21 protein-coding genes are annotated in these 24,188 nt (G+C 56.1%); 8 read left to right on the top strand and 13 right to left on the bottom strand.

Features of this window, described 5'->3' with window-relative positions; all coding sequences use genetic code 11:
• The first annotated feature begins 38 nt into the window (after positions 1-38).
• On the top strand, positions 39-548 hold the full coding sequence (locus IAE50_RS11980) for a GNAT family N-acetyltransferase (RefSeq protein WP_200580343.1): 510 nt from the start codon (positions 39-41) through the stop codon (positions 546-548).
• A gap of 9 nt (positions 549-557) precedes the next feature.
• On the top strand, positions 558-1,019 hold the full coding sequence (locus tag IAE50_RS11975) for an acyltransferase (protein ID WP_200580342.1): 462 nt from the start codon (positions 558-560) through the stop codon (positions 1,017-1,019).
• Positions 1,020-1,054: 35 nt separating this feature from the next.
• On the opposite strand, the gene IAE50_RS11970 is transcribed toward IAE50_RS11975, so the two are convergent.
• From IAE50_RS11970 to pgi, 5 genes are all read right to left on the bottom strand, one after another.
• On the bottom strand, positions 1,055-3,151 hold the full coding sequence (locus IAE50_RS11970; protein WP_076769055.1) for a YjbH domain-containing protein: 2,097 nt from the start codon (positions 3,149-3,151) through the stop codon (positions 1,055-1,057).
• Positions 3,152-3,153: 2 nt separating this feature from the next.
• Positions 3,154-3,891 (bottom strand): capsule biosynthesis GfcC D2 domain-containing protein, encoded by a 738-nt coding sequence (locus tag IAE50_RS11965; RefSeq protein ID WP_200580341.1) that lies wholly within the window; start codon positions 3,889-3,891, stop codon positions 3,154-3,156.
• Complete coding sequence (locus tag IAE50_RS11960; protein ID WP_023478525.1) at positions 3,888-4,526, bottom strand: YjbF family lipoprotein; 639 nt, start codon at positions 4,524-4,526, stop codon at positions 3,888-3,890. The genes IAE50_RS11965 and IAE50_RS11960 overlap by 4 nt, the downstream gene beginning before the upstream one ends.
• Positions 4,527-4,590: 64 nt before the next feature.
• Positions 4,591-4,833, bottom strand: coding sequence for an exopolysaccharide production protein YjbE (gene yjbE / locus IAE50_RS11955; RefSeq protein WP_071789442.1), 243 nt, complete (start codon positions 4,831-4,833; stop codon positions 4,591-4,593).
• A 444-nt stretch (positions 4,834-5,277) separates the two neighbouring features.
• The gene (pgi, locus tag IAE50_RS11950; RefSeq protein ID WP_054804247.1) at positions 5,278-6,927 is read right to left on the bottom strand and encodes a glucose-6-phosphate isomerase; all 1,650 of its coding nucleotides are present in this window, start codon (positions 6,925-6,927) and stop codon (positions 5,278-5,280) included.
• A 364-nt stretch (positions 6,928-7,291) separates the two neighbouring features.
• Between pgi and lysC the strand changes: the two genes are divergently transcribed.
• On the top strand, positions 7,292-8,641 hold the full coding sequence (gene lysC / locus IAE50_RS11945; RefSeq protein ID WP_139568492.1) for a lysine-sensitive aspartokinase 3: 1,350 nt from the start codon (positions 7,292-7,294) through the stop codon (positions 8,639-8,641).
• An 88-nt stretch (positions 8,642-8,729) separates the two neighbouring features.
• Here the strand turns inward: lysC and IAE50_RS11940 are convergent, their stop codons facing one another.
• The 3 genes from IAE50_RS11940 to IAE50_RS11930 are packed head-to-tail and all read right to left on the bottom strand — an operon-like array spanning position 8,730 to position 11,888.
• A complete protein-coding gene (locus tag IAE50_RS11940) occupies positions 8,730-9,515 on the bottom strand; it encodes a nucleotidyltransferase domain-containing protein (RefSeq protein WP_042712617.1) in 786 nt (261 codons plus the stop codon).
• 11 nt (positions 9,516-9,526) lie between these two features.
• Complete coding sequence (locus IAE50_RS11935) at positions 9,527-10,753, bottom strand: RtcB family protein (RefSeq protein ID WP_200134479.1); 1,227 nt, start codon at positions 10,751-10,753, stop codon at positions 9,527-9,529.
• Positions 10,743-11,888, bottom strand: coding sequence for a slipin family protein (locus IAE50_RS11930; RefSeq protein ID WP_200580340.1), 1,146 nt, complete (start codon positions 11,886-11,888; stop codon positions 10,743-10,745). Before IAE50_RS11930 ends, IAE50_RS11935 begins: the two co-directional genes overlap by 11 nt.
• A 473-nt stretch (positions 11,889-12,361) precedes the next feature.
• Between IAE50_RS11930 and rtcR the strand changes: the two genes are divergently transcribed.
• The 3 genes from rtcR (at position 12,362) to IAE50_RS11915 (ending at position 15,461) form a co-directional block, all read left to right on the top strand.
• Positions 12,362-13,948 (top strand): RNA repair transcriptional activator RtcR, encoded by a 1,587-nt coding sequence (rtcR, locus tag IAE50_RS11925; RefSeq protein ID WP_200580339.1) that lies wholly within the window; start codon positions 12,362-12,364, stop codon positions 13,946-13,948.
• Between the two features lie 149 nt (positions 13,949-14,097).
• Complete coding sequence (gene panS, locus IAE50_RS11920; RefSeq protein ID WP_200134476.1) at positions 14,098-15,039, top strand: ketopantoate/pantoate/pantothenate transporter PanS; 942 nt, start codon at positions 14,098-14,100, stop codon at positions 15,037-15,039.
• Positions 15,040-15,188: 149 nt separating this feature from the next.
• Positions 15,189-15,461 (top strand): DUF3811 domain-containing protein, encoded by a 273-nt coding sequence (locus tag IAE50_RS11915; protein WP_042712605.1) that lies wholly within the window; start codon positions 15,189-15,191, stop codon positions 15,459-15,461.
• Here IAE50_RS11915 and rluF read toward each other — a convergent pair whose 3' ends face one another.
• Positions 15,462-16,331 carry a 23S rRNA pseudouridine(2604) synthase RluF gene (rluF, locus tag IAE50_RS11910; RefSeq protein ID WP_094419107.1) on the bottom strand — a complete coding sequence of 290 codons (870 nt, stop codon included), beginning with the start codon at positions 16,329-16,331 and terminating at the stop codon, positions 15,462-15,464. It abuts the gene before it with no gap.
• Positions 16,332-16,571: 240 nt separating this feature from the next.
• On the opposite strand from rluF, the gene IAE50_RS11905 reads away from it, so the two are divergent.
• Complete coding sequence (locus IAE50_RS11905; RefSeq protein ID WP_128483861.1) at positions 16,572-16,862, top strand: type II toxin-antitoxin system RelE/ParE family toxin; 291 nt, start codon at positions 16,572-16,574, stop codon at positions 16,860-16,862.
• Between the two features lie 17 nt (positions 16,863-16,879).
• The gene (locus IAE50_RS11900) at positions 16,880-17,158 is read left to right on the top strand and encodes an addiction module antidote protein (RefSeq protein ID WP_042712602.1); all 279 of its coding nucleotides are present in this window, start codon (positions 16,880-16,882) and stop codon (positions 17,156-17,158) included.
• Positions 17,159-17,186: 28 nt separating this feature from the next.
• Here IAE50_RS11900 and IAE50_RS11895 read toward each other — a convergent pair whose 3' ends face one another.
• The 4 genes from IAE50_RS11895 to metH form a co-directional block, all read right to left on the bottom strand.
• Positions 17,187-18,818 carry a Na/Pi cotransporter family protein gene (locus IAE50_RS11895; protein ID WP_042712600.1) on the bottom strand — a complete coding sequence of 544 codons (1,632 nt, stop codon included), beginning with the start codon at positions 18,816-18,818 and terminating at the stop codon, positions 17,187-17,189.
• A 171-nt stretch (positions 18,819-18,989) separates the two neighbouring features.
• On the bottom strand, positions 18,990-19,466 hold the full coding sequence (locus tag IAE50_RS11890; RefSeq protein WP_232045116.1) for a hypothetical protein: 477 nt from the start codon (positions 19,464-19,466) through the stop codon (positions 18,990-18,992).
• Complete coding sequence (locus IAE50_RS11885; protein WP_200134474.1) at positions 19,441-20,217, bottom strand: hypothetical protein; 777 nt, start codon at positions 20,215-20,217, stop codon at positions 19,441-19,443. Before IAE50_RS11885 ends, IAE50_RS11890 begins: the two co-directional genes overlap by 26 nt.
• A gap of 256 nt (positions 20,218-20,473) precedes the next feature.
• Positions 20,474-24,160, bottom strand: coding sequence for a methionine synthase (metH, locus tag IAE50_RS11880; protein ID WP_200580338.1), 3,687 nt, complete (start codon positions 24,158-24,160; stop codon positions 20,474-20,476).
• Between the last annotated feature and the right edge of the window lie 28 nt (positions 24,161-24,188).

Here is a 24,188-nt window from a genome sequence, read left to right as displayed (position 1 = left end):
TGTATCGCTGAGCCAGCGAAGCGGGAGAGTAATAAGCGATGATGACGATACGTAAAGCGAGCGTGGAAGATGCCGCGCTGTTGAGCGAGATGGGCTATGCCAGTTACACCCACCATTTCGCGCACTTATGGCAGGAGAAGAGTGAACTGGAGGCGTTTCTGCACCAGGAGTACGCTGTGCCATCCCTGCAGCAGAGCCTGCAAAGCGAAGCGGGAAACTGGTTTATCCTCTGCGATCCCAGTCCGGTGGGTTTTGCTAAAGTCACCTGGCATTGCGCCAGTGACGATAATGGCCCGGCCGGCACGCTGCTGCATAAGCTCTATCTCTTACCTGGCGAAACGGGAAAAGGCTACGGCGAGCATCTCATTAATGAGATAGCACGTGAGGCACAAGGCCGTGGCGAGACCTTTTTCTGGCTGGAAGTGCTGGATGCCAACCCGCACGCGCAGCGTTTCTATCAGCGCCAGGGGTTCACGCTGATTAAGAGCGCCCTCTTCACCACACCTTCGCAACAAAGCACGCTGCATATTCTCGGGAAAGCGCTTTAAGGAGCCATTATGCACACCGCCTCTCTTCGCCACGCCGCCGTTCGCAACGTGACCTGCGGTGAAAATGTGGTGATTTATGAGCCCGCCAATCTGTATGACTGCACGCTGGCGGATGAGGTTTTTGTCGGCCCGTTTGTAGAAATCCAGGGCAATACGCAGATAGGAAAAGCCACGAAGATCCAGTCCCACACCTTTATCTGTGAGTACGTCACCATTGGCGAAGGCTGCTTTATCGGCCACGGCGTGATGTTCGCCAACGATCTGTTTCGCGACGGCAAACCCGATCCCAATCGCGAAAACTGGGGGCGGATTACGATTGGCGATGGAGTATCTATTGGCAGCGGTGCGACGATTCTGGCGGTGTCGATTTGCGATGGCTGTGTGATTGGCGCGGGCAGCGTGGTGACAAAGTCGATTACGCTGAAAGGGGTTTATGCGGGCAACCCGGCGCGACTGCTGCGCCGGTTGTAAAACAGCGCCCTTCTCAGCGCGAGAAGGGCGTTTGCTTACTGGAAGTTAACTGACTTATCGCTGGTCAGGCTGTAGAGATCGAACTTACGGCCCAGTTTCTGGCCACCGTCACGCGTCAGCGGTGTCCAGCCGATGGCGGCACGGCTGCGGGTCGGGCTGGCGCTGAACAGATCCAGCGGTACAGAGACATACACCCCTTTGGTGAAATCACCTTCGCCGTACTGCGCGGCGGAAACGTTGGTTTTCGTCGCATACGCCCCGACCACGATGCCGCTGTCGAAGTGTTTCGACACTTCCAGCGTCACCCCTTTATCGCCCGCCAGATACTGCCCGGCGCTCGCTTTCACCAGCACATTATCGGCAAACCACGGCGTCCAGTAGGCGGTGAAGTGCCCGGTTTTCACACTGTAATCGGTGAACTTCATCATGTCCTGGGCGCTGCGCCAGTCACGCTGCTTCACGTAGTTCGCGTCAATCCCGAAGGCGAGCGGCCCATCGACCGGACGCCACAGCACCTCTGCACCCGCGCCGCCGTACATGGTCTCCAGATAACCGCCATAGACCTGACCATAGAAGTTATTGCCGAGGTACTGGAGGTAGTTGGCCTGCAGGTTGTTCACATAGACATCGTTCTGCACATATTCACGCACGCGGGTACGCACACGCGGCAGCGCGGAGTCTTTCGGCGGGTTAGTGTAGTTAAACTTGTCATAGTTATTGGAGATGTTGCCGAACAGGCTGCCGGTGGTCAGCAGATGGTCGGTGACCCACCAGTCGGCGGTCGCCATTATCCCCAGTTGATACATGTAGAAGCCTTCCGGCCCGCCGAGCGACTGGTTAAGCACCGGATCGAGATGGAAGTCGAACGCCGTGCGGTCGATATACCAGCCCTGCTCGGTTTTATCCGGCACGATTGGCGTGACGCGTTTTTGCACCAGCTCCGTATCCTGTCCCAGCGGTTCGCCCTCAAGGTGGCGTTTCAGGCTGGCGACATCCGTTTCGGTGGTCACGGCTGGCATGCGCAGACGGTTTTCCGTCACCCGGATGGTGCGAATACCGTCCGGCAAATCATTCATGATGATACGGTTTGCGCGCTCAACGCCTTCCTGGTTATGACGATATTTCACCTGCTCGCCGGTGACATAGAGCGTATCGCCCTTGACCTGAATTTGCGGATCCGCAAGACCGGCGTTGTACTTCAGCAACGTAAGCTGGTTCGCCACCACCGAGTGTTGCAGGATCGCATCCTGCGGCTGCGGTTGATACTTCGGCCGTGGATTATCGTTATACGCCGGGCGCAAATTATTGAAGTTATTGCGCAGGGTGAAGCCGAACATCCAGGTGTTGCCGCGCTCGTAGCTCAGGTTGATGTCTGCCCAGTCCGACACGCGATAGATCGCGCCGACGTTCACTTTGCTGCGCTGCGGCAGTTTGCCGGCGAAATCCTGCTGATAGTTGTTGCCGTCATACTCCAGCTTCAGGCGCAGCGGGTTCCACGGCGTCTGGTACTCCACGCCGCCGAACAGCGCGCTCGGGCCGCGGAACATCTGGCTGGTATCCGTTGAACCGGCCTGTTTATAGCGGGTATCGCGCACGCAATAGGCTGACTTATAGCTACAGAGCGGGTTTTTAATGTTGCCATTAGTGCCTAGGTAGCCCCAGCCAATACCGAGGGAGAAATCAAACGGTCCCCAGGCTTTGTTCGCCACCAGATATTCGCCATCGAACAGCCCTGTCCCGCCGATATCGCGCGCGCCGACGGAGACCTGCGGCAGCCAGTAGCCCTCTTCCCAGAGGCGTAATTTCAGATCGAACGCTTTATCTTTATAGGTCTGATTGCCGGAGAACGCTTCGACCGAGCTATATTTGCGCGTGCGCACGTCGGTGTAACGCAGTGTAGTTTCCAGCCACGGGAAGAGCTGCACCGAGCCAGAGTAGTAACGATACTGGTCGTTATCGCGGTAGTTCAGGCTCAGCTCGCCCTCGGGCGCCATACGCGCGGTGGGCGTTTGCAACAGGCCAACGCCGCCGAAATCTGACTGCGAAGGCCCGATCGGGTCCGGCCAGGACTCCGCGTGACAAGCGGCGCTCACGCCAAGCGCCAATATGCTAATAACAAACGATTTTTTCATTATTATTCCGGTATCCGATGCGTCAGGGACTGGAGAATGTCGGCATTGAGCTTGTCATTCTCATCGCTCCACAAACCCGGTGCGAAACCGACGAAAATCACGCTGCCGGGCATCGGCTCGACGTGACGACGGTTCCAGTAAGCCACCGGTACCTTTTGCGTTTTACCGTTGGGATAGACCACCCATGCATAGCTGCGATCCGCGCCGCTCAACAGATCCATCTCGTCGAGGTAGCTCACCACATCGCGCTCTGGCGTAAAGGGTTTCTTGCCCGGCCGGCTCACCAGCCCGACCACGGTAATAGTGGTCGGCTGGGTTCCCACCCACAGGGTGTAGTCGCCTTCCAGCGGCCGGTTAGCGCGGCGATGCGTGCGCAAAAAGTCGGGATCGAGTTCAACAAGCTGCCTGCCGGTGACCTTGATTCCCTGCAACTGCTGACGCAAGCCGTTGATGGCGGCGGCGCTGTCACCGCCCTCTTCTGACGCGAGCGTGGTGAGCCGCGCCAGCAGCGCCTGATGGCGTGCCTGCTCGGTGATCGTCGCTCTGCGCTCGCTGACCACCGCGCCCGGCCACCAGCTGTTCGCCAGCCGCGGCTGGCCCACCAGATCGACCAGATGTTCGGCATTGGTTAAAGTTTTCGGTTTGCTGTCGCCGGGGGTGTAGACATCAACGGTGCCGGTCGCCAGCGCCAGCGGGGAGGCGAGGCTTGAAAGCATCAAAAGGAGCGCGCGTGTTTTCATTGTTTGCCCGCCTTAATCAGCGTGGTTTTCACCGGGAACCAGTCCGCGCCAAGATACTGTTCAGACTGGCGGATCACCCCGTCCTCATCCACCCAGTAGCGGTTGCGCCAGCTTTTTTGATCCGTTGTGACCTCTTCATCCAGCACGCGGACGCGGGTTTCGTCGCTGCCCAACTGCACGGTGTCGGTGCCATTCCAGTGGAACACCGAGCGGGCAGTGGCATAGCGCACCTGTTTGTATTCGGTCCAGCCCATCATGCGTGTCCAGCTGGTGCCATCGATAATTTGGTTAGGTTTCGCCAGCGGGTCTGCCGCCAGGTTGGTGACATCAAGCAGGTTATCGGTGCCAAGGTGGGTTTTTACGATGCGATAGTTTTGCGTCACGATGACGGCCTGATCTTGCGTCACCCATTTTTGCTGGCCGTTTTCGGCAAATGCCAACACCACAAACAGCTGAGGGCCGTTATTAAGGCGCATATATTGGCTGGCGTAGGGCATATTACGGATATCTTCATCGGTAAGCTGCACGCCCGGCGTGCCAAATACGCTATTCCAGAGTGAATTCCCGAGGCCTTTGATCGGGCCAGAACATGCCTGAAGGAGCAGGCAAATCAAAATGATACCAGGTCGCTTCACGACTCTTCTCCGAAAGGGACGAAATAACCACACCGAAGTGTGGTTATAGTTAATGCACTCGCTATTACTGAGTACTTGTCGTGGTGGTGGTTGTGGTCCCCGTATTGGAACCATCACCGCCACCGGTTGCCGCCAGAGCGACACCTACCGCTGACCCTACGGTGCTCGCACTCGTTGCCGCAGAGCTGCCTGCAGAAACAGAGGTCGCTGCCGAGCCTGCTGCGTCACCGGTTTGCACCGGTGCAGCGAAAGCAGACGTCGCCGCAAGCGCGGTTATGGCAAAAATGCCATAAAGAGCTTTTTTCATATCAATTTCCCTTCATTGAATGAATGGAGATTTGCCTGAAAAAATTCAGGCGATAGGGAGTATACACAACTAAAGCAGATGAATTACGCCTCAGGAAATAGCGGGGAACCTTTTCGGAACATTAGCCGGAGCGTATATTTAGCAAACAGCTATCTTTATAAATACTTTAAAAAACATAGACATAAATAATCACATATTATTCATACAATAAGGCTAGTCCTAAAATAGATAGCAAGCGTTACGCTATGCGCCCTGATTTTCGGATAAACCTGATGAATGATATTACGCGTGTTAAAGAAGGCTATTACGCCCGGATTAGCCCTAACGGAAATAACATTATTGGAATTACTTATATATTGATTGGCGCAGACGGTGGATATTTACGGCGCGGCGGGAATAATTGCGCAGACAAAAAAAAGCGCCGCCGAAGCGACGCTTTCTCTGTTAACCGCGCCAGGATTTGTAGCGGTTAATCAGCCCGTTTGTCGAGCTGTCATGGCTGGAGATGGAGCGATCGTCACCCAGCTCTGGCAGGATACGGTTCGCCAGCTGTTTACCCAGCTCCACGCCCCACTGGTCAAAGGTGAAGATGTTGAGGATGGCGCCCTGGGTGAAGATTTTGTGCTCATAGAGCGCAATCAGCGCGCCGAGGCTAAACGGCGTAATTTCACGCAGCAGGATGGAGTTGGTCGGGCGGTTGCCTTCAAACACTTTGAACGGCACCACGTGATCCAGCGTCGCCGGATCTTTACCCTGATCGCGATACTCCTGCTCAACCACCTCACGGGATTTGCCGAACGCCAGCGCTTCGGTCTGAGCGAAGAAGTTAGAGAGCAGCTTCTGGTGGTGATCGGAAAGCGCGTTATGGGTGATGGCCGGAGCGATGAAATCGCACGGCACCATTTTGGTTCCCTGGTGAATCAGCTGGTAAAACGCATGCTGACCGTTGGTACCCGGCTCACCCCAGATGATTGGGCCAGTCTGGTAATCCACGGCGTTGCCATTACGGTCAACGTATTTACCGTTGGACTCCATGTTGCCCTGCTGGAAATAAGCGGCAAAGCGGTGCATGTACTGGTCATACGGCAGGATCGCTTCGGTTTCAGCGCCGAAGAAGTTGTTGTACCAGATACCGATCAGCGCCAGCAGCACCGGCAGGTTCTTATCCAGCTCGGTGGAGGCGAAGTGCTTGTCCATCGCATGCGCGCCGGAAAGCAGCTCAACAAAGTTGTCGAAGCCAACCGAGAGGATGATCGACAGGCCAATCGCCGACCACAGGGAGTAACGGCCGCCCACCCAGTCCCAGAACTCAAACATATTAGCGGTATCAATCCCGAACTCACCCACCGCTTTCGCGTTGGTCGAGAGCGCGGCAAAGTGCTTCGCCACATGCTTTTCATCACCAGCGGTTTTCAGGAACCAGTCGCGCGCGCTGTGGGCGTTGGTCATGGTTTCCTGGGTGGTGAAGGTTTTCGATGCCACGAGGAACAGGGTGCTTTCCGGGTTCACTTTCTTCAGCACTTCGGCGATGTGGGTGCCATCGACGTTAGAGACAAAGTGCATGTTGAGGTGATTTTTGTACGGGCGCAGCGCTTCGGTGACCATAAACGGGCCGAGATCCGAGCCGCCAATGCCGATGTTGACCACGTCGGTGATCGGCTTGCCGGTGTAGCCTTTCCAGCTACCTGAAATGATCGCTTCAGAGAAGCTTTTCATCTTCTCCAGCACCGCGTTCACTTCCGGCATCACATCTTTGCCGTCGACCATAATCGGCGTATTGCTACGGTTACGCAGCGCGACATGCAGCACGGCGCGATCTTCGGTGCGGTTGATCTTCTCACCGGAGAACATCGATTTGATGGCACCGGCCAGATCGGTCTCTTTCGCCAGCGCCAGCAGCGCGTCGAGGGTCTCTTGCGTGATGCGGTTTTTGGAGTAATCCACCAGCATCAGATCGTCGAAGGTGGCGGAGAATTTGGTAAAGCGGTCACCGTCTTTTGCGAAGAGATCCGCAAGAGTGACGTCCTTCATTTCAGCGTAGTGTTTCTGTAGTGCCTGCCAGGCAGAAGTCTGCGTTGGATTGATGTTTTTCATAGCAATACTCTTCTGATTTGAGAAGTGAGACTGCCGTCGATTGTAGCGCCTGCGAAGGGAAGGTGTGATGGTTTTTATGTCAAAGGTTCGGTCGATGTGCGCAAAAGCCAGGCAAAAAACAGCGAAAACCAGCACAACATAAGTCATTTTACTAACAGCAAAAGCAGCATGAAAAATCCGCATAATCCCGACGTTGACACTATGCCCGCCCAGCCTTTATTTATAAATACACTGTTTTGCGAATGTTTTTTGCAGGAAAACTGCACGCTTCAGTTTCATCTACCCAGGCCACCGCTGTGGGGTGAAAGGCGAAGGTTCAACCTTGTGCCATGGCTGAAATGATATCCCCTGACACGAGGTAGTTATGTCAAGTTTCGTTGTCGCTAAATTTGGCGGCACCAGCGTTGCCGATTACGATGCCATGAACCGCAGTGCGGACGTGGTGCTCTCCGATAACAGTGTCCGTCTGGTGGTGCTCTCCGCTTCCGCAGGCGTGACCAACTTACTGGTTGCGCTGGCCGAAGGCCTTGAAGCGACCGAGCGTTTCGTCAAGCTCGACGCCATCCGCAAAATTCAGTTCGATATTCTGGAGCGTATGGGCAGCCAGGCGGTGATCCGCGAAGAGATCGAACGCCTGCTGGAAAATATTACTACCCTCGCTGAAGCTGCTTCGCTGGCAACCTCGGCGGCGCTGACGGATGAGCTGGTCAGCCACGGCGAACTGATGTCGACCCTGCTGTTTGTGGAAGTGCTGCGCGAGCGTAGCGTGCAGGCGCAGTGGTTTGATATTCGCAAAGTGATGCGCACCAGCGACCGTTTTGGCCGCGCCGAGCCAGACGTAGCCGCCCTCTCAACGCTTGCCACGCAGCAACTTGCCCCGCGCATCAACGAAGGCCTGGTGATCACCCAGGGCTTTATCGGCAGCGAAGCGAAAGGCCGCACCACTACGCTTGGCCGCGGCGGCAGCGATTACACCGCCGCGTTACTGGCTGAAGCGCTGAGCGCGTCGCGCGTCGATATCTGGACCGATGTCCCGGGCATTTACACCACCGATCCGCGCGTGGTGCCAGCGGCAAAACGCATTGATGAAATCGCCTTTGAAGAGGCGGCAGAGATGGCGACCTTCGGCGCGAAAGTGCTCCATCCAGCGACGCTGTTACCGGCGGTACGCAGCGATATTCCGGTGTTTGTCGGCTCGAGCAAAGATCCGCAGGCGGGCGGTACGCTGGTGTGCAATAACACTACCAATCCGCCGCTGTTCCGCGCGCTGGCGCTGCGTCGTAAGCAGACGCTATTAACGCTGCACAGCCTGAATATGCTCCACTCGCGCGGCTTCCTCGCCGAAGTGTTCGGCATTCTGGCGCGGCATAATATTTCGGTCGATCTGATTACCACCTCGGAAGTGAGCGTGGCGCTGACGCTGGATACCACCGGTTCCACCTCCACGGGCGATACGCTGCTGACGCAGGGGCTGCTGATGGAGCTTTCGGCGCTCTGTCGGGTGGAAGTGGAAGAGGATCTGGCGCTGGTGGCGCTGATTGGCAACGATTTGTCGAAAGCGTGCGGCGTGGGCAAAGAGGTGTTCGGCGTGCTCGAACCGTTCAATATCCGCATGATCTGTTACGGCGCGTCGAGCCATAACCTCTGTTTCCTTGTCCCCGGAAAAGAGGCCGAACAGGTGGTGCAGAAGTTACATCACAACCTGTTCGAGTGAGATTTTGCCTGATGGCGGCTGCGCCTTATCAGGCCTACGGGAATGATGCCGTTTGTAGGCCGGGTAAGCGCAGCGCCACCCGGCAGGATTACGCCATCACCGTTTCAAACAGCAACTGGTCGAGATCGTGAACATTGCCGCTGCGGCTCTCGGGCAACGCATCGGCCACTTCACCGCGCGCCAGCTCCTGGCTTATAAAATCATGCATCAACGGCCGCCGCGCGCCGTACTGCGCTTCACCTGCGCGCTGCTTCACCTCCAGCAGCTCATCGATTTCAGCCCGCAGCGGCGCGCCGAGATCGCTCCCTGCCAGCAGCGTGGCGAAACGCATCGGCGGCATCCCTTTCCCCGCCTCTATCCAGCGCACCGCCAGTAGCGGGCGCAGCACATAGAAGTATTTCTTCAGCCGCACCTGCTCATCCTGCAAGTAGCTGCGAAAGTTCTTCTTCGCCATCGCGTAGTAGTGCCAGCGCGCGCGAACCGGTGAAAACCAGTGCGGCACCTGATCGCGTAACGCCGCCAGCACGCCCTCATCCTGCTGATAGACCACCGGCGAATCGAGCCACTCGATAAGCGTCGGGTTTGCGGACTTCAATAACCCCAGCGCTTTGCGCCACTCCCAGCCGCAAACATCCAGCTCCGCGTCTATCGGCAGCTCGATCACATCGCGCTGCGGTTCAACGCGCAGATACCAGCGCGGCTTGTGCACATACAAAAAGCGCACATCATAATCGCTGTCCGGCGAGGCAAAGCCCCAGCCGCGACTGCCTGATTCGCAGGCGTAGAGCACTCTCACATCATATTTGCGCTCTACTGCCTCTAACTCGAGCCGCACGCGTTCACGCATGGCGGCATCAACTCCGTGCTGTTCCATTTCTGACTCCTTTATCCTTTTACGCACACCACCTGACGCAGGGTATGCACCACTTCCACCAGCGAGGCCTGCGCCGCCATCACGGCGTCGATATCTTTATAGGCCATCGGGATCTCATCGATCACCTCGCTGTCTTTACGGCACTCCACATGCGCGGTAGCGCGGATCTGATCCTCAACGGTAAAGCGCTTTTTAGCCGCGGTACGGCTCATGGTGCGCCCGGCACCGTGGCTGCATGAACAGAAGCTCTCTTCATTTCCCAGCCCGCGCACGATAAAGCTTTTCGCACCCATTGAGCCGGGAATAATCCCCATCTGCCCCTTTTGCGCCGACACCGCGCCTTTACGCGTTACCAGCACCTCTTCACCAAAGTGCGTCTCTTTTTGCACATAGTTATGGTGGCAATTCACCGCTTCCTGCTGGGTCATAAAAGGTTTGGTGATAATACTCGACAGCGCTGCCAACACGCGCGACATCATCACTTCCCGGTTATGACGGGCGAAATCCTGCGCCCACTCGACCGCTTCCAGATAGTCGTCATAGTGCTTGCTCCCCTCGCGGAAATAGGCGAGGTTTCGGTCCGGCAGATTGGCGATATGCTGCTGCATATCCTGCTGGGCCAGGGTGATAAAGACGTTGCCGATGGCGTTACCCACGCCGCGCGAACCGCTGTGCAACATCACCCAGACCCGCTGCTGCTCATCCAGACACACTTCAATAAAGTGGTTACCGGTGCCCAATGTTCCCAGATGCTGATAATTGTTAGTTTTCAGCAAGCGCGGATATTTATCCGTCAGCCGCTTAAAGCGCGGCGCAAGCGACGCCCAGTGCACATCCACCTCTTCCGGCGGTCTTGACCATGAGCCTTTATCCCGCTTCGATCGGTTTACCGAGCGCCCGTGCGGCACAGCTTGCTCAATGGCGCTGCGCAGCCCGCTCAGGTTATCCGGCAGATCGCTTGCCAGCAGCGAGGTGCGCACGGCAATCATGCCGCAACCGATATCCACGCCGACCGCCGCCGGGATAATCGCCCCTTTGGTCGGGATGACGCTACCAATGGTGGAACCTTTCCCGAGGTGAACATCCGGCATCACCGCCAGATGTTTGAAGATAAACGGCATTTTGGCGGTATTAAGCAACTGCTCACGCGCTTCTGGCTCGACCGGCACGCCGTGGGTCCACATCTTCACCGGCGCGCTGTTTTCACGCGCCAGCAGGTTGTAATCGTTATGCTGCATTATCTTTTCCTTTAATGTTTACAAGGCCGTGCAATACCTGGTCGAGACCACCGAAGACCGAGATCTTATCGATGCGCTCTGCGACACGCTCCAGCGTTTCCAGCTCTTTCAGGCGCAATGCCACCGGGTTGCTCTCCATCACTTTTGCCGTGTTCAGCAACGAACGGGTGGCGGCGGTCTCTTCGCGGCGGCGGATCACATTCGCCTGCGCCGACTTTTCTGCCTCCACTAAGCGCGACAGAATGGTTTTCATCTCACCCGGCAGGATGATGTCTTTCACGCCAAGCGACGCCACTTCAATACCGAAGGCCGCCATGCGGTTCGCCACCTGTACGCTAACCACATCAGCAATAATCTGCTTATCTTCCAGCAGCTCATCCAGCGTGCGGGTACCGATCGCTTCACGCAGGGCAAACTGCAGCTCGCGGTAGAGGTGATCCAGCGGTTTGCTCAACTGGGCAAACGTGCTCAACACATCGCTGTAACGCCAGTTCGCCGCCAGGTTGAGGCGCAGGGTCACTTTATCTTTGGTCAGGATCTCCTGACCGCTCACTTCCAGCACCTGCAGGCGCAGATCGACCACTTCCGCTTCCACCAGGTGGTTCACTTTCCAGTAACCGCTGATACCCGCCGGTAACAGCGCCTGGGTTTCACCATCGATTTTCAGCACGCCCGCATGCCAGGCGGGAACCTGCACCACCAGGATTGCGTCGCGCCCTTTCACTGCCGCGCCGCGTTTCGGCTGTAATACGGCGTTCAGAATATCGGCCGGGACGCTCACCTCGTCGGTATTGAGGCGCACAAGCGTCAGGGTGTCGTCCGCTTTCCAGTAAAGACGGCGCGTGGCGGGCGGCAAAATCTCCAGCAGCATGCCGTTCAGGCAGAGCGCGCCCGCTTCGTTATCGCCCAGATCGGCTGCCAGGCAATATTTTTCCACCCACTCCGGCTGGAAACGGCGCAAATACTCGGCAAGACCCGCCGGCACTTCGCTGCCGTCACGGTTAACAATCAGCACATCCGGTTTTTTGCCAAACCATGGCAAACGGTGCTCTCCGGTTTCCAGAACCTGGTAGTAGTCGCCCTCTTTTGCCAGTAACGCTAACTGACCTTTTCGAATTGTGATTTTGTTGGTCATCTCTATTCCCTCTTATTTTTGTTGTTACGACCGCGGATGCAGGGGCGAAGCGACAGGGGAAACACTGTTTTGCCTGCCGCCCGGCGCCATTATCGGCGGTCGTCTCATGTCACCGTAAACTGCGCGATGACGGGGTACTGCATCATGATTATCTGGAGAGATAATGGTTGCGAACTCGGGAGTCGAACCCGATCAATAACCAATTTTTCGCACATGTCTCTGCACTGACGGAACGCCTCCGGGAAAACGGCGCTTGCCGCTCCTGATGCGCCGGCGGGGTGAATAACCCCAGCGAACTCAGCGTGTTGACGAGATAATTATTGCGAGAGGCGTGCCAAAAAGAGGGGAACCAACAAATAAATTTTTATCTTATTGAAAATTAATAGTTTATTTTTTTAAGTCGATGTCAGGCATTGTGCCAGCCTACGATATTTCTTATCTTTATATATCGCATTTTATTATTTAGGATAAAGATGAAACGTCGGGTTGTGATTGGGGTGCTGGGAACAGTGCTGGATAAACGCGGAAAACGGCATAACCGCTTTCGCAAATGGCGACCGACGGTGGCACTCTGCCAGCAAGCGGATTTTCCTGTTGACCGGCTGGAGTTGATCCACCAGCCGCGCGATGAGGGGCTGGCGGCGCACACCGCAGAGGATATCGCTGTGCTCTCGCCGCGCACCGAGGTGCGCACCCACCCGGTGGAGATCAAAAACCCGTGGGATTTCGAAGAGGTCTACGCCGCGTTTCTCGATTTCGCCACTCACTACCCTTTCGACACCGACAATGAAGAGTACCTGGTGCATATCACCACCGGGACGCACGTGGCGCAGATCTGCTGGTTCCTGCTCACCGAAGCGCGCTACCTTCCCGCCAGCCTGTTGCAGACCGGCCCGGCGGCGAGAGGCGCGAACGATAAAGAGATCTCAGCGGGTGTTTGTTCGGTTATCGATCTCGATTTAAGCCGCTATGCCACGCTGACCAGCCGTTTTCAGCGCGAGCAGCAGCAGTCGGTCTCGTTCCTGAAATCGGGTATTGATACGCGCAACGCCACCTTTAACCGCCTGATCGATCAGATTGAGCGTGTCGCGCTGCGCTCCTCTGCGCCGATTCTGCTTACCGGCCCGACCGGGGCAGGAAAATCGTTTCTGGCAAAACGCATCTTTCAGCTACGCCACTCCCGCCATCTCGTTGCCGGGCGGCTGGTGGCGGTGAACTGCGCCACCCTGCGCGGCGATAACGCCATGTCGACGCTGTTTGGTCACGTTAAGGGAGCATTTACCGGCGCACAGCAGGCGCGAACCGGGCTGCTGCGCGAAGCGGACGGCGGGGTGCTGTTTCTTGATGAGATCGCTGAGCTGGGGCTGGATGAGCAGGCGATGCTGTTAAAAGCGATTGAAGAGAAGACCTTTTTCCCCTTCGGCTCGGATAAAGAGGTGCAGAGTGACTTCCAGCTGATTGCCGGTACCCATCGCAATATGCAGCAGTGGGTTGATGAGGGGCGCTTTCGGGAGGATCTCTACGCGCGTATCAATATGTGGACCTTTGAACTGCCGGGGCTGGCGCAGCGGCGCGAGGATATCGCGCCCAATATCGAGTATGAGTTGCAGCGTTTTGGTCTTGAGCAGCAGACGCAGATCCGCTTCGACAAAGGGGCGCGCGAGCGTTACCTGGCCTTCGCCTGCTCGGCGCAGGCGGCGTGGCGCGGCAACTTCCGCGAGCTGAGCACCTCGATTGCCCGCATGGCAACGCTGGCGGAACAGGGCCGCATCACCGATACGCTGGTGGCGGAGGAGATCGCGCGGCTGGAGTACAACTGGCGCGGTGCGCCATCAATGGGCGATTTGCCGGTCGACATGGAGACGCTGGATCTCTTCGACCGACGCCAGTTGGAGAGCGTGGTGGAGGTGTGTCGCCGCACGCAGAGCCTCTCTGAAGCGGGCCGTGAACTGTTTGCGGTCTCGCGGCAGAAAAAAGCCAACCCCAATGATGCTGACCGGCTGCGTAAATATCTTGCGCGCTTTGGCCTCAGTTGGGAGAGCGTGCGTGGCGCAACATAAACGATCTTCATCATAATTCGTTTGAATATTAATCCTTAGCACGATAAACATTGGCTATGGCCGGGCTTGAACCCGGCCGTTAATAAACCCCCGAATCGTTTACGAGAACGGGGAATAACACAACACAATGTCATCGCAAGGAAATCCCCATGCTCGCAACCTTCACGCGGCTGTTCCCGCTCTGGGCCGTGCTGCTCTCCGTTCTCGCCTACTTCTTCCCGCCGACATTTGTCGCTATTGGCCCGTGGGTCACTACGCTACTGATGCTGATTATGTTCGGCATGGGCGTACATCTGACTCTCGACGACTTTAAGCGCGTGCTCTCCCGACCGGCCCCCGTCGCGGCGGGTACGTTTCTTCACTACCTGGTGATGCCGCTGGCGGCGTGGTTGCTGGCGATGATTTTCAAGATGCCGCCGGATCTCTCGGCCGGAATGGTGCTGGTCGGCAGCGTCGCCAGCGGAACCGCATCCAACGTGATGATCTATCTCGCTAAAGGCGATGTCGCGCTGTCGGTGACCATCTCTTCGGTCTCAACGCTGGTGGGGGTTATCGCCACGCCGCTGCTGACGCGCCTCTATGTCGATGCCCATATCCAGGTCGATGTGATGGGGATGCTGCTGAGTATCCTGCAAATTGTGGTGATCCCGATTGGGCTGGGTTTGATTGTTCACTACCTCTTCCCGCGCGTGGTGAAAGCGGTAGAACCCTGGCTACCCGCCTTTTCGATGGTCTGTATTCTGGCCATCATCAGCGCGGTGGTCGCCGGTTCCGCATCACACATTGCTTCTGTTGGGCTGATGGTGATTGTGGCGGTGATCCTGCACAACGCGATTGGTTTGCTCAGCGGTTACTGGGGCGGGCGTCTGTTTGGTTTTGATGAGTCCACCTGCCGGACGCTGGCTATCGAAGTGGGAATGCAGAACTCGGGGCTGGCTGCCGCGCTCGGCAAGCTCTACTTCTCACCGCTCGCCGCCCTGCCCGGCGCGCTCTTCTCGGTGTGGCATAACCTTTCCGGCTCGCTGCTGGCGGGCTACTGGTCGGGTAAACCGGTAGAGGGCCGTCAGGCAGAAAAGCGTAAAGCGAGTTAACGGATAAAGGGAGAGCGGATCGCAGCAGGTCGATCCGGTTATCCTGACTTGGCGATAACCTGCGAGCCAATTTCCAGTTATCGCGTTCTTGCCTGCGCTTTTGACGCGTTATCGCGTAGACTCGTGACACTTCCTTAGGAGAACATGCCATGGCCGTGACCAGACTGACGCAGAAAGAGATGACCGAAAGTGAACAGCGGGAGCTTAAAACGCTGCTCGATCGCGCCCGCATTGCGCATGGACGCCCGCTGAGTAACTCTGAGGCGAACCATGTTAAGAAAGAGTATATCGATAAGCTGATGGCGCAGCGTGAAGCGACCGCGAAGAAAGCCCGCCAGGTGAAAAAGCAGCAGGCTTACAAACCTGATGAGAACAGCACTTTTTCGTGGTCGGCAACTACGCAAACGCGCGGACGCCGCTGATTAGCGCCCTTTCTTTTTCCTGCCCGGCTGGGTAAAGCGCTTACCGGCCGGTTTCGCCCGGCTTTTCTCCTCCGGCTTCGCCGCTTTCACCGCAGGCTTTTTCGCCGCCTGCGGTTTCGCATTGCTCTTCGCTTTCGGTTTGGCTTCCGAGGTGGAGTTCTCAATCAGCTTAAACAGCGCAATCAGCTCATCACCGGTGAGGTCGCGCCACTCGCCGGGCGGTAATCCGGTCAGGCTGACGTTCATAATGCGCGTGCGCTCAAGCTTGGTCACCTCATAGCCAAAGTGCTCGCACATGCGGCGAATCTGGCGGTTAAGCCCCTGCACTAGCGTGATGCGGAAGGTAAAAGGCGCTTCCCTCTTCACTTTGCACTTTTTGGTCACCGTACCGAGGATCGGCACACCTGCGCCCATCCCGCGAACAAACTCGTCGGTAACCGGCTTGTTGACCGTGACCAGATACTCTTTTTCGTGGTCATTTCCCGCGCGCAGGATCTTGTTCACCAGATCGCCGTGGTTGGTCAGGAAAATCAGCCCCTGCGAATCTTTATCGAGCCGGCCAATGGGGAAGATGCGGCTACTGTGGTTAACGAAATCGACAATATTGTCCTTTTCGCCCTCTTCGGTGGTACTGACGATGCCAACGGGTTTATTCAGCGCGATAAACACCAGATCTTCTTCATTTCGCGGTTCGATAAGTTGCCCGTTCACTTTCACCACGTCTCCGGCCACCACCTGGTCGCCAATCCCGGCACGTTTGCCGTTGATAAAGACGTTGCCCTGTTCGATGTAACGGTCAGCCTCGCGGCGTGAGCAGATTCCGCTTTCGCTAATGTATTTGTTTAAACGTGTTGATTGGGTTGGCAGCATAAGTTCTCCTCTGAAAGCGGAATATAACGTTGTTGAGCAGAAGAGAAAAATGGATTTTTGCCCCAACGGCAAAGAAATGTGCGCTAACTCGTTAAAATATATGCACTATGTGAAAGCGAGCAAAGTAGTCTGCGAGACGCTTTCCAGACTGAAAATGAATCGCTTTTTTGGTGCGCCGGGCATGCCATGATTTTGCCTTGAACAAAACGATCGTAGTTTATAAACTACAAGGCAACAGGCATGAAAGAGATAGTCCAAACCGACGCGTTTAAACTCTGGGAGTCATCATTACGCGATGCGAAATTGCGAGCGATTATCTCAGCGCGTCTTTTTAGATTGGCAAATGGCCTCACCGGAGATGTGAAACCAGTCGGGGAAGGGATAAGTGAATTACGAATACATTATGGTGCCGGTTACCGCATCTATTTTCAGTTGCGGGGTAATACCGTTGTCGTGTTGTTGTGTGGGGGGGATAAAAGCACCCAACCAAAAGACATTATCTATGCCAAATACCTGGCAAAATGTGTTTAAACCATCAGGTGATTACCATGAATAAATTAACCCCTTACGATCCCGCAGCGGCACTGGTTAACGATGAGGCGATAGCACTCTTCATGGCGGATGCGCTCGAAACCGGCGATGCGGCTTATATCGCCCGAGCATTAGGGGTGATTGCTCGGGCCAAAGGGATGAGCGACATCGCTGCAGAAACCGGTTTGTCACGCGAGCAGCTCTATCGCTCTTTCAGCGAAAAAGGGAATCCGACACTGAAGACGACACTCTCCGTAATGAAAGCGCTGGGCATTGAACTGACAGTCAAACGCTAAACTGCCGTGCCCGAAGGCACGGCGTGGATTAATACTCTTCGCGGGATTCGTCTTCGTCGGGCTGCTCCAGTACGCTGTAGGCCACCGAGCAGAAGAGCGAGTTGAGGCGCTTCATATCGCCGAGCAGGCCGAGGTGCAGCGAGCTGGTTTCAATGCTCTGCACGTTTTGCTGATGCAGACGATCGACGTGCGCATGGGAGTAACGGCGGTTCAGAATGCGGAAGCGGTGCTTGCTGCGGCGCAACCGACGCGCGCTGGTGACATCGCGGGAGAAAAAGACCGACATCGCCAGCTTCAGGTTGTTAAGCAGTTGCTCATGCAGAGCATCCAGCTCTTTCAGCCCTTCAAAGGAGAACGCGCGCCGCGCGGCGAGGGATTTATCGGCGATCTCACTGCCCATGCGCTCAATAATGTCGGAGGCCTGCTCAAGGTTGAGGGACATCTCAATCACCTCGCCCCAGCGTTTAGACTCCTCTTCCGCCAGCTCATCTTTCGGCATGCGCGCCAGGTAGAGTTTGATGGCGGTATAGAGCACATTTACATCGTCAGCCTGCTTACGCAGCTCCTTCTCCTGACGCGGTTCGCCATGCATCACTTTATGCAGGCCCTCGAGCATCTGCTCCATCGCATCGCCCATGCGCAGCGTTTCGCGTGCGGCATTGGCCAGCGCCAGCGTTGGCGTATCGAGCGCGGAGCTGTCGAGGTGCTTCGGCTTGAGACGCGCCTCCAGTTCAGGCTCTTCGTGAATAATACGTTTACAGAATCGCGCCATCGGGCTGGCAAACGGCACCATCGCCAGGCAGCGAATAACGTTATAGAAGACATGGAAATAGATCACCAGCTCCGATTCCGGCAGCGGCAGTTTCTGCATCCCGTCAGCAAGAAGGTGAACAAAAGGCAGAATAAGAAGGCTACCCACCAGTTTGAAGAGCAGGCTGCCGAGCGCAACGCGGCGTGCGGCGGCATTGGCCCCGCTGTTATTCAGCATCGCCAGCAGACCGGATCCGAGGTTGGCACCAATCACCAGGCAGAGCGCTACCGGGAACGAGATAATACCGGCCGCGGTTAACGTCGCGGTCAGCAACACCGCAGCAAGGCTGGAGTAGCTGATAATGGCAAACACCGCGCCAATCAGCGCGTCGAGCATGATATCGCCAGTCAGCGAGGCGAAAATCACCTGCACGCCATTCGCCTGGGTAATCGGCGTCACGGCCTGCACAATCAACTCCAGCGCCAGCAGGATCAGCCCAAGGCCGATGCTGACGCGGCCAAGCTGCCCTTCGCGGGTCTGTTTACGCCCAAGAAAGAAGATCACGCCGACAAAGATCAGCAGCGGCGAAAGCCAGGAGAGATCGAAGGTCAGCACACGCGCCATCAGCGCGGTACCCACATCCGCACCGAGTACGATCACCAGTGCCGGAGTCAGCGCCACCAGATCCTGGGCGACAAAGGAGGCCACCAGCATGGTGGTAGCGTTGCTGCTCTGCACCAGCGCGGTTACGCCAATACCGGCGCAGAAGGCGAGTGGTTTTTTCTCTACGCTGCGGCTAAGCACCGTGCGTAAACGCGCGCCAAACACGCGCATGACGCCGGTTCGTACAATGTGTGTGCCCCACACCAGCAGGGCGACAGCAGAAAGAAGATGTAGCAAAGTTAACACGGAATCAGCTTCTCCTTATCGTTATGCGCTGCCTGTTATCCACCTGGATACGGCAACTTTATGAAGTAAGTATAAGGCGTTAAACCTGAGACGGGCACAGGGCGCGCAATCCGCGCCCTGTGAGTTGTAAGAATAGATGACAGTTATGTGACGGAAGCGAGGCGTTGGCGGTTAACGCGTTAAAGCGGCATCCGCGCGTGGGGTGCCGTTGCGTTTCGCCCAGATCACCGAGCCAATTTTTAACGCTTCCGACAACATAAACAGCACAACCGCGCCCCATGCTGAGCTAAATCCACTCAGATGCATCATCATCGGGATCAGCGCAACAGAGCATTTTAATGAGAATACACGGGCAATTTCCTGCACCACAAAGAAAATCATATTGATATTTTTCTTCGCCAGAAACGACCACGCGGAAAATATTAATGAAACAATTAATACAATATTAATAAAGAACATCAACTGCATTAATCCGCCCGTCACACCGCTGACGCCTAAGCGGCCATAGTTGGAATAAAATGCACTGATGTCAGAATAAAAAGGTACGTTACCGCTCTGCATCGAAAAAAAGAGATATCCGAGCAGCGCCAGCACGTCCATCACGCCCCAAAAGATAAATATTTTATTTCTTAAATTCATAATCTTCATCCCTTACGCCTGGAATCCAGTGCCATGATTTACCTGACACCGCCCAGGCATCATCACCCTCAAGATATTTCTGGTAGATCGTCCGTTTTTCGCCGTAGCGGCGGATCACCGAACGATTATAGAGGAACTCGCGCGTATCGGACGCCAGGTCTGCCGGCAGTGGCGTCCACAGCTGAATTTTATCGCGCGAGGTGTTCATATAATCTTTGCCGTCGGAGCCGAAGACGCGCCCTTCGTCGCCCATACTGGTCGCCCGGTTAAGCAGCATCACTGCCGCATTCTTCACACCGTGGAAGTCCGTTTCGCTGGTTTTCCAGTAGCCGGGGCCAAACTCATCCGTCACCGGCGCGAAATCGCTGCGGGTGGGAGCCGGACGCCCGTGTACCGCCACGCTATCTTTGAAGCCGTTAATAATCGTACGCACAAAGACGGCGCTGAACGACAGGCTCTGCACGCAGAACAGCTCAGCGTTTTCGGAAATAAAGAACGGATAGTAGAAGCGGTTGCGTGCACTGACGTTCGGCCTGACCACCACCACAATGCCTTTATCAATCAGGCTATCGATATAGTTCTCTTTTTGATGGCCCAGCGGATCGTGCGGTAAGCCATATTTAAAACCGTGATGAGGTTTAATGGTGTAGCCATCAATACTGCCTAAAAGATTATTAGGGCTGCTTTCAATAAAGTACTCTTTTTTAATGATGTTTTTTGCAATATCTGGCGCAAGGATATTCTCATAATCCTTCGGCAATAAATTTCTTTTCCTGATATCATAAATATCCATTTTATAATACTCACGTTTAATTGATGTCAGCCAAAAGCAGCGCAAAAAAGAGAGCAACTTTACTTTTTAATCTGCCTCCATCATACGCATGAAGCGGAATGAGGGCCTAAGAAAATATCATACTTTAAGAATGTTCTTAGTTCAAATTTGTATTATGTCTGCTTCACGATAGTTTCGTGAAAATGAAATGAAAAAACGGGGCAATTAACCTGCCCCGTATAATTTAATCCGCATCGTAACCTAAATGGGACGCCAGCCAGCGTTCCACTTCCGGCACGCTCATCCCCTTGCGACGCGCGTAATCTTCCACCTGGTCACGCTGAATTTGCGCCACGGCGAAGTATTTACTCTCCGGATGGCTGAAGTACCAGCCGGAAACCGAGGCGCCAGGCCACATGGCGAAGGACTCCGTCAGCTTCATGCCGGTATGTTTCTCCACATCCAGCAACTGCCAGATGGTCCCTTTTTCCGTGTGCTCCGGGCAGGCCGGATATCCCGGCGCCGGGCGGATCCCCTGGTAATTTTCGCGGATCAGCGCCTCGTTGCTGAGGTTTTCATACGGCGCATAGCCCCAGTAGACTTTGCGTACCCGCTCATGGAGATACTCGGCAAAGGCTTCTGCCAGCCTGTCGGCTATCGCTTTGACCATGATTTTGTTGTAGTCGTCGTGCGCGGCGTCGTAGGCGTCTGCCAGCGCATCCTCCTCCAGCCCGCCGGTCACGGCGAAGGCACCAATGTAATCCGCTTTACCGCTCTGTTTCGGCGCGACAAAATCGGCGAGGCAGTAGTTAGCAAAGCCGATTTTTTCCGTCTGCTGGCGCAGATGGCAGCCCAGCGCCAGCAACTCTGTGCGGGTTTCATCCTGGTAGATCTCGACGTCATCGCCGACGCGGTTCGCCGGGAATAAGCCAACCACGCCGCGCGGGTTGAGCCGCTTCTCTGCGCCGAGCATATCGAGCATCTCGTTGGCATCGGCGAAGAGCCGTTTTGCCTCTTCACCCACTACCTCATCTTCGAGGATGCGCGGATATTTGCCCGCCAGCGACCAGGTCATAAAGAAGGGCGTCCAGTCGATGTAGTTACGCAGCGTCTCAATACTGGCCGTAACTTCCTGCACACCTAACCGATGCGCGACCGGCGGCGTGTAGCTCGCCCAGTCAAAGGCGAGATCGTTTTCGCGCGCGGCCTGCAGCGTTACGGGCGGCGTACGTGGTTTTTTACGCGCGTGCTGAATGCGCACCGTTTCATACTCTTTGCGGGTGCGGGCGACAAAATCATCGTGCTGCGTGGCAGAGAGCAGCGCAGAGACCACGCCGACGGTGCGCGAGGCGTTCTGCACATAGACCGTCGGCCCGCTGTAGTTCTGTTCGATTTTGACCGCCGTATGGGCTTTCGAGGTGGTCGCGCCGCCAATCAGCAGCGGAATAGTGAAGCCCTGACGCTCCATCTCTTTCGCCACGTTGACCATCTCATCGAGCGAAGGGGTGATTAGGCCAGAAAGACCAATCAGATCGGCATTCACTTCGCGGGCGGTTTTGAGGATTTTATCCGCCGGTACCATCACGCCAAGATCGATAATTTCGTAGTTGTTGCACTGCAGCACCACGCCAACGATGTTCTTGCCGATATCGTGTACATCGCCTTTTACCGTGGCGATCACCATCTTGCCGTTGCTGCTGCCCTTCTCTTTGCTGGCTTCGATGTAGGGCTCCAGATAGGCCACCGCCTGCTTCATCACGCGGGCAGATTTCACCACCTGTGGCAGAAACATTTTGCCCTCGCCAAACAGATCGCCGACCACGTTCATGCCATCCATCAGCGGCCCTTCGATCACTTCGATCGGGCGGGCGGCAAGCTGGCGGGCCTCTTCGGTATCCTGCTCAATAAATTCGGTGATGCCCTTTACCAGCGAATACTCGAGGCGCTTTTTCACCTCCCAACTGCGCCACTCCGCCTGCTGGGCGGCGGCACCCTCATCGGCACCTTTACTGCCGCGATACTTCTCCGCCAGATCCAGCATGCGCTCGGTGGCATCATCGCGGCGATTAAGGATCACATCTTCTACTCCATCGCGCAGCTCGGCGGGCAGATCGTCATAAATCGCCAGCTGACCGGCGTTGACGATGCCCATATCCATACCGTTACGAATGGCGTAATAGAGGAAGACAGCGTGGATCGCTTCACGCACCGGGTCGTTACCGCGAAACGAGAAGGAGACGTTCGACACGCCGCCGGAGATCAGCGCATGGGGCAGCTCGCGTTTGATATCTTCGCAGGCGCCGATAAAGTCCTGCGCATAGTTGTTGTGCTCTTCGATCCCCGTCGCCACGGCGAAAATGTTGGGGTCGAAAATAATATCTTCCGGCGGGAAACCCACTTCCTGAGTCAAAATCTGGTATGCGCGACGGCAAATCTCAATCTTGCGCGCGCGGGTATCCGCCTGGCCTACTTCATCAAAGGCCATCACCACTACCGCTGCGCCATAGCGGCGCACCAGCTTCGCGTGATGAATAAAAGCGTCAACGCCCTCTTTCATTGAGATGGAGTTAACAATGCCCTTGCCCTGGATGCACTTCAGCCCTTTTTCAATCACCTCCCATTTGGAGGAGTCGATCATGATGGGCACGCGGGCAATATCCGGCTCACCGGCAATCAGGTTGAGGAAACGCACCATCGCCGCTTCGGCATCGAGCATCCCTTCATCCATATTGATATCGATGATCTGCGCGCCGCTCTCCACCTGTTGGCGGGCGACATCCAGCGCTTCGTTGTACTTCTCTTCTTTAATCAGGCGTTTGAATTTGGCGGAGCCGGTGACGTTCGTCCGCTCACCGACGTTCACAAACAGGCTCTCATCACCGATGTTGAGCGGCTCAAGACCGGCGAGACGGCAGGCAACGGGCAGTTCCGGCAGCTTGCGCGGCGGCACACCGGCAACCGCGCGGCTCATCGCCGCAATATGTTCCGGCGTGGTGCCGCAGCAGCCGCCGACAATGTTGAGGAAACCGGCCTGCGCCCATTCACCGATTTGCGCCGCCATGGTGTCGGCGTCGAGATCGTATTCACCAAACGCATTTGGTAAACCGGCGTTCGGGTGCGCGGTGACGTAACACTCGGCAATGCGCGACAGCTCCTGCACATACTGGCGCAGCTCGTCCGGCCCCAGCGCACAGTTGAGCCCGAAGGTGAGCGCATCGGCATGGCGCAGGGAGTTATAGAATGCTTCGGTGGTCTGCCCGGAGAGCGTGCGGCCGGAAGCGTCGGTAATGGTGCCGGAGATCATGATCGGCAGATCGATGCCCAGCGCGTCGAACTCCTCTTTTACCGCGAAGATCGCCGCTTTGGCGTTGAGGGTATCGAACACCGTTTCGATCATGATCAGATCGGCTCCCCCCTCCACCAGCGCGCGGGTTGATTCGCGATAGGCAGTAACCAGTTGATCGAAGGAGATATTACGAAACGCCGGGTCGTTAACGTCTGGCGAAATGGAGGCGGTGCGGTTGGTTGGGCCGAGGACGCCGGCTACATAGCGCGGTTTATCCGGCGTCTGCGCGGTCCACTTATCGGCGCTGGCACGCGCCAGCTTCGCGGCAGCAAAGTTGATCTCCGCCGACAGGGATTCCATCTGGTAATCCGCCATGGCGATGGTGGTGGAGTTAAAGGTGTTGGTTTCAATGATATCCGCGCCGGCTGCAAAATAGGCATCGTGAATATCAGCAATTACCTGCGGTTTGCTGAGAACCAGCAGGTCATTGTTACCTTTCAGATCGCAGGGCCAGTCGGCGAAGCGTTCGCCGCGGAAATCCTGTTCACTTAAACGATAGCTCTGGATCATGGTTCCCATGCCCCCATCCAGAACCAGAATACGTTCACTTAACTGCTGTTTCAGTTGCTCAACGTTGCTGCTCACACTCACTCCCGACGGCGCCAGATCAGGC

This window comes from Kosakonia sp. S42, from assembly GCF_016624785.1.
GTDB lineage: Bacteria > Pseudomonadota > Gammaproteobacteria > Enterobacterales > Enterobacteriaceae > Kosakonia > Kosakonia cowanii.
The sequence above is the reverse complement of the archived record's forward strand: the minus strand, read 5'-3'. Positions and strand labels throughout refer to the sequence as shown.

Coding starts and splice junctions, on each gene's coding strand:
- IAE50_RS11965 (WP_200580341.1), bottom strand. CDS start 3,891: ATGAAAACACGCGCGCTCCTTTTGATGCTTTCAAGCCTCGCCTCCCCG.
- IAE50_RS11975 (WP_200580342.1), top strand. CDS start 558: ATGCACACCGCCTCTCTTCGCCACGCCGCCGTTCGCAACGTGACCTGC.
- IAE50_RS11905 (WP_128483861.1), top strand. CDS start 16,572: ATGAAAGAGATAGTCCAAACCGACGCGTTTAAACTCTGGGAGTCATCA.
- pgi (WP_054804247.1), bottom strand. CDS start 6,927: ATGAAAAACATCAATCCAACGCAGACTTCTGCCTGGCAGGCACTACAG.
- IAE50_RS11900 (WP_042712602.1), top strand. CDS start 16,880: ATGAATAAATTAACCCCTTACGATCCCGCAGCGGCACTGGTTAACGAT.
- IAE50_RS11980 (WP_200580343.1), top strand. CDS start 39: ATGATGACGATACGTAAAGCGAGCGTGGAAGATGCCGCGCTGTTGAGC.
- IAE50_RS11970 (WP_076769055.1), bottom strand. CDS start 3,151: ATGAAAAAATCGTTTGTTATTAGCATATTGGCGCTTGGCGTGAGCGCC.
- IAE50_RS11915 (WP_042712605.1), top strand. CDS start 15,189: ATGGCCGTGACCAGACTGACGCAGAAAGAGATGACCGAAAGTGAACAG.
- rtcR (WP_200580339.1), top strand. CDS start 12,362: ATGAAACGTCGGGTTGTGATTGGGGTGCTGGGAACAGTGCTGGATAAA.
- panS (WP_200134476.1), top strand. CDS start 14,098: ATGCTCGCAACCTTCACGCGGCTGTTCCCGCTCTGGGCCGTGCTGCTC.
- lysC (WP_139568492.1), top strand. CDS start 7,292: ATGTCAAGTTTCGTTGTCGCTAAATTTGGCGGCACCAGCGTTGCCGAT.
- IAE50_RS11890 (WP_232045116.1), bottom strand. CDS start 19,466: ATGAAGATTATGAATTTAAGAAATAAAATATTTATCTTTTGGGGCGTG.
- IAE50_RS11935 (WP_200134479.1), bottom strand. CDS start 10,753: ATGCAGCATAACGATTACAACCTGCTGGCGCGTGAAAACAGCGCGCCG.
- IAE50_RS11930 (WP_200580340.1), bottom strand. CDS start 11,888: ATGACCAACAAAATCACAATTCGAAAAGGTCAGTTAGCGTTACTGGCA.
- IAE50_RS11940 (WP_042712617.1), bottom strand. CDS start 9,515: ATGGAACAGCACGGAGTTGATGCCGCCATGCGTGAACGCGTGCGGCTC.
- yjbE (WP_071789442.1), bottom strand. CDS start 4,833: ATGAAAAAAGCTCTTTATGGCATTTTTGCCATAACCGCGCTTGCGGCG.
- rluF (WP_094419107.1), bottom strand. CDS start 16,331: ATGCTGCCAACCCAATCAACACGTTTAAACAAATACATTAGCGAAAGC.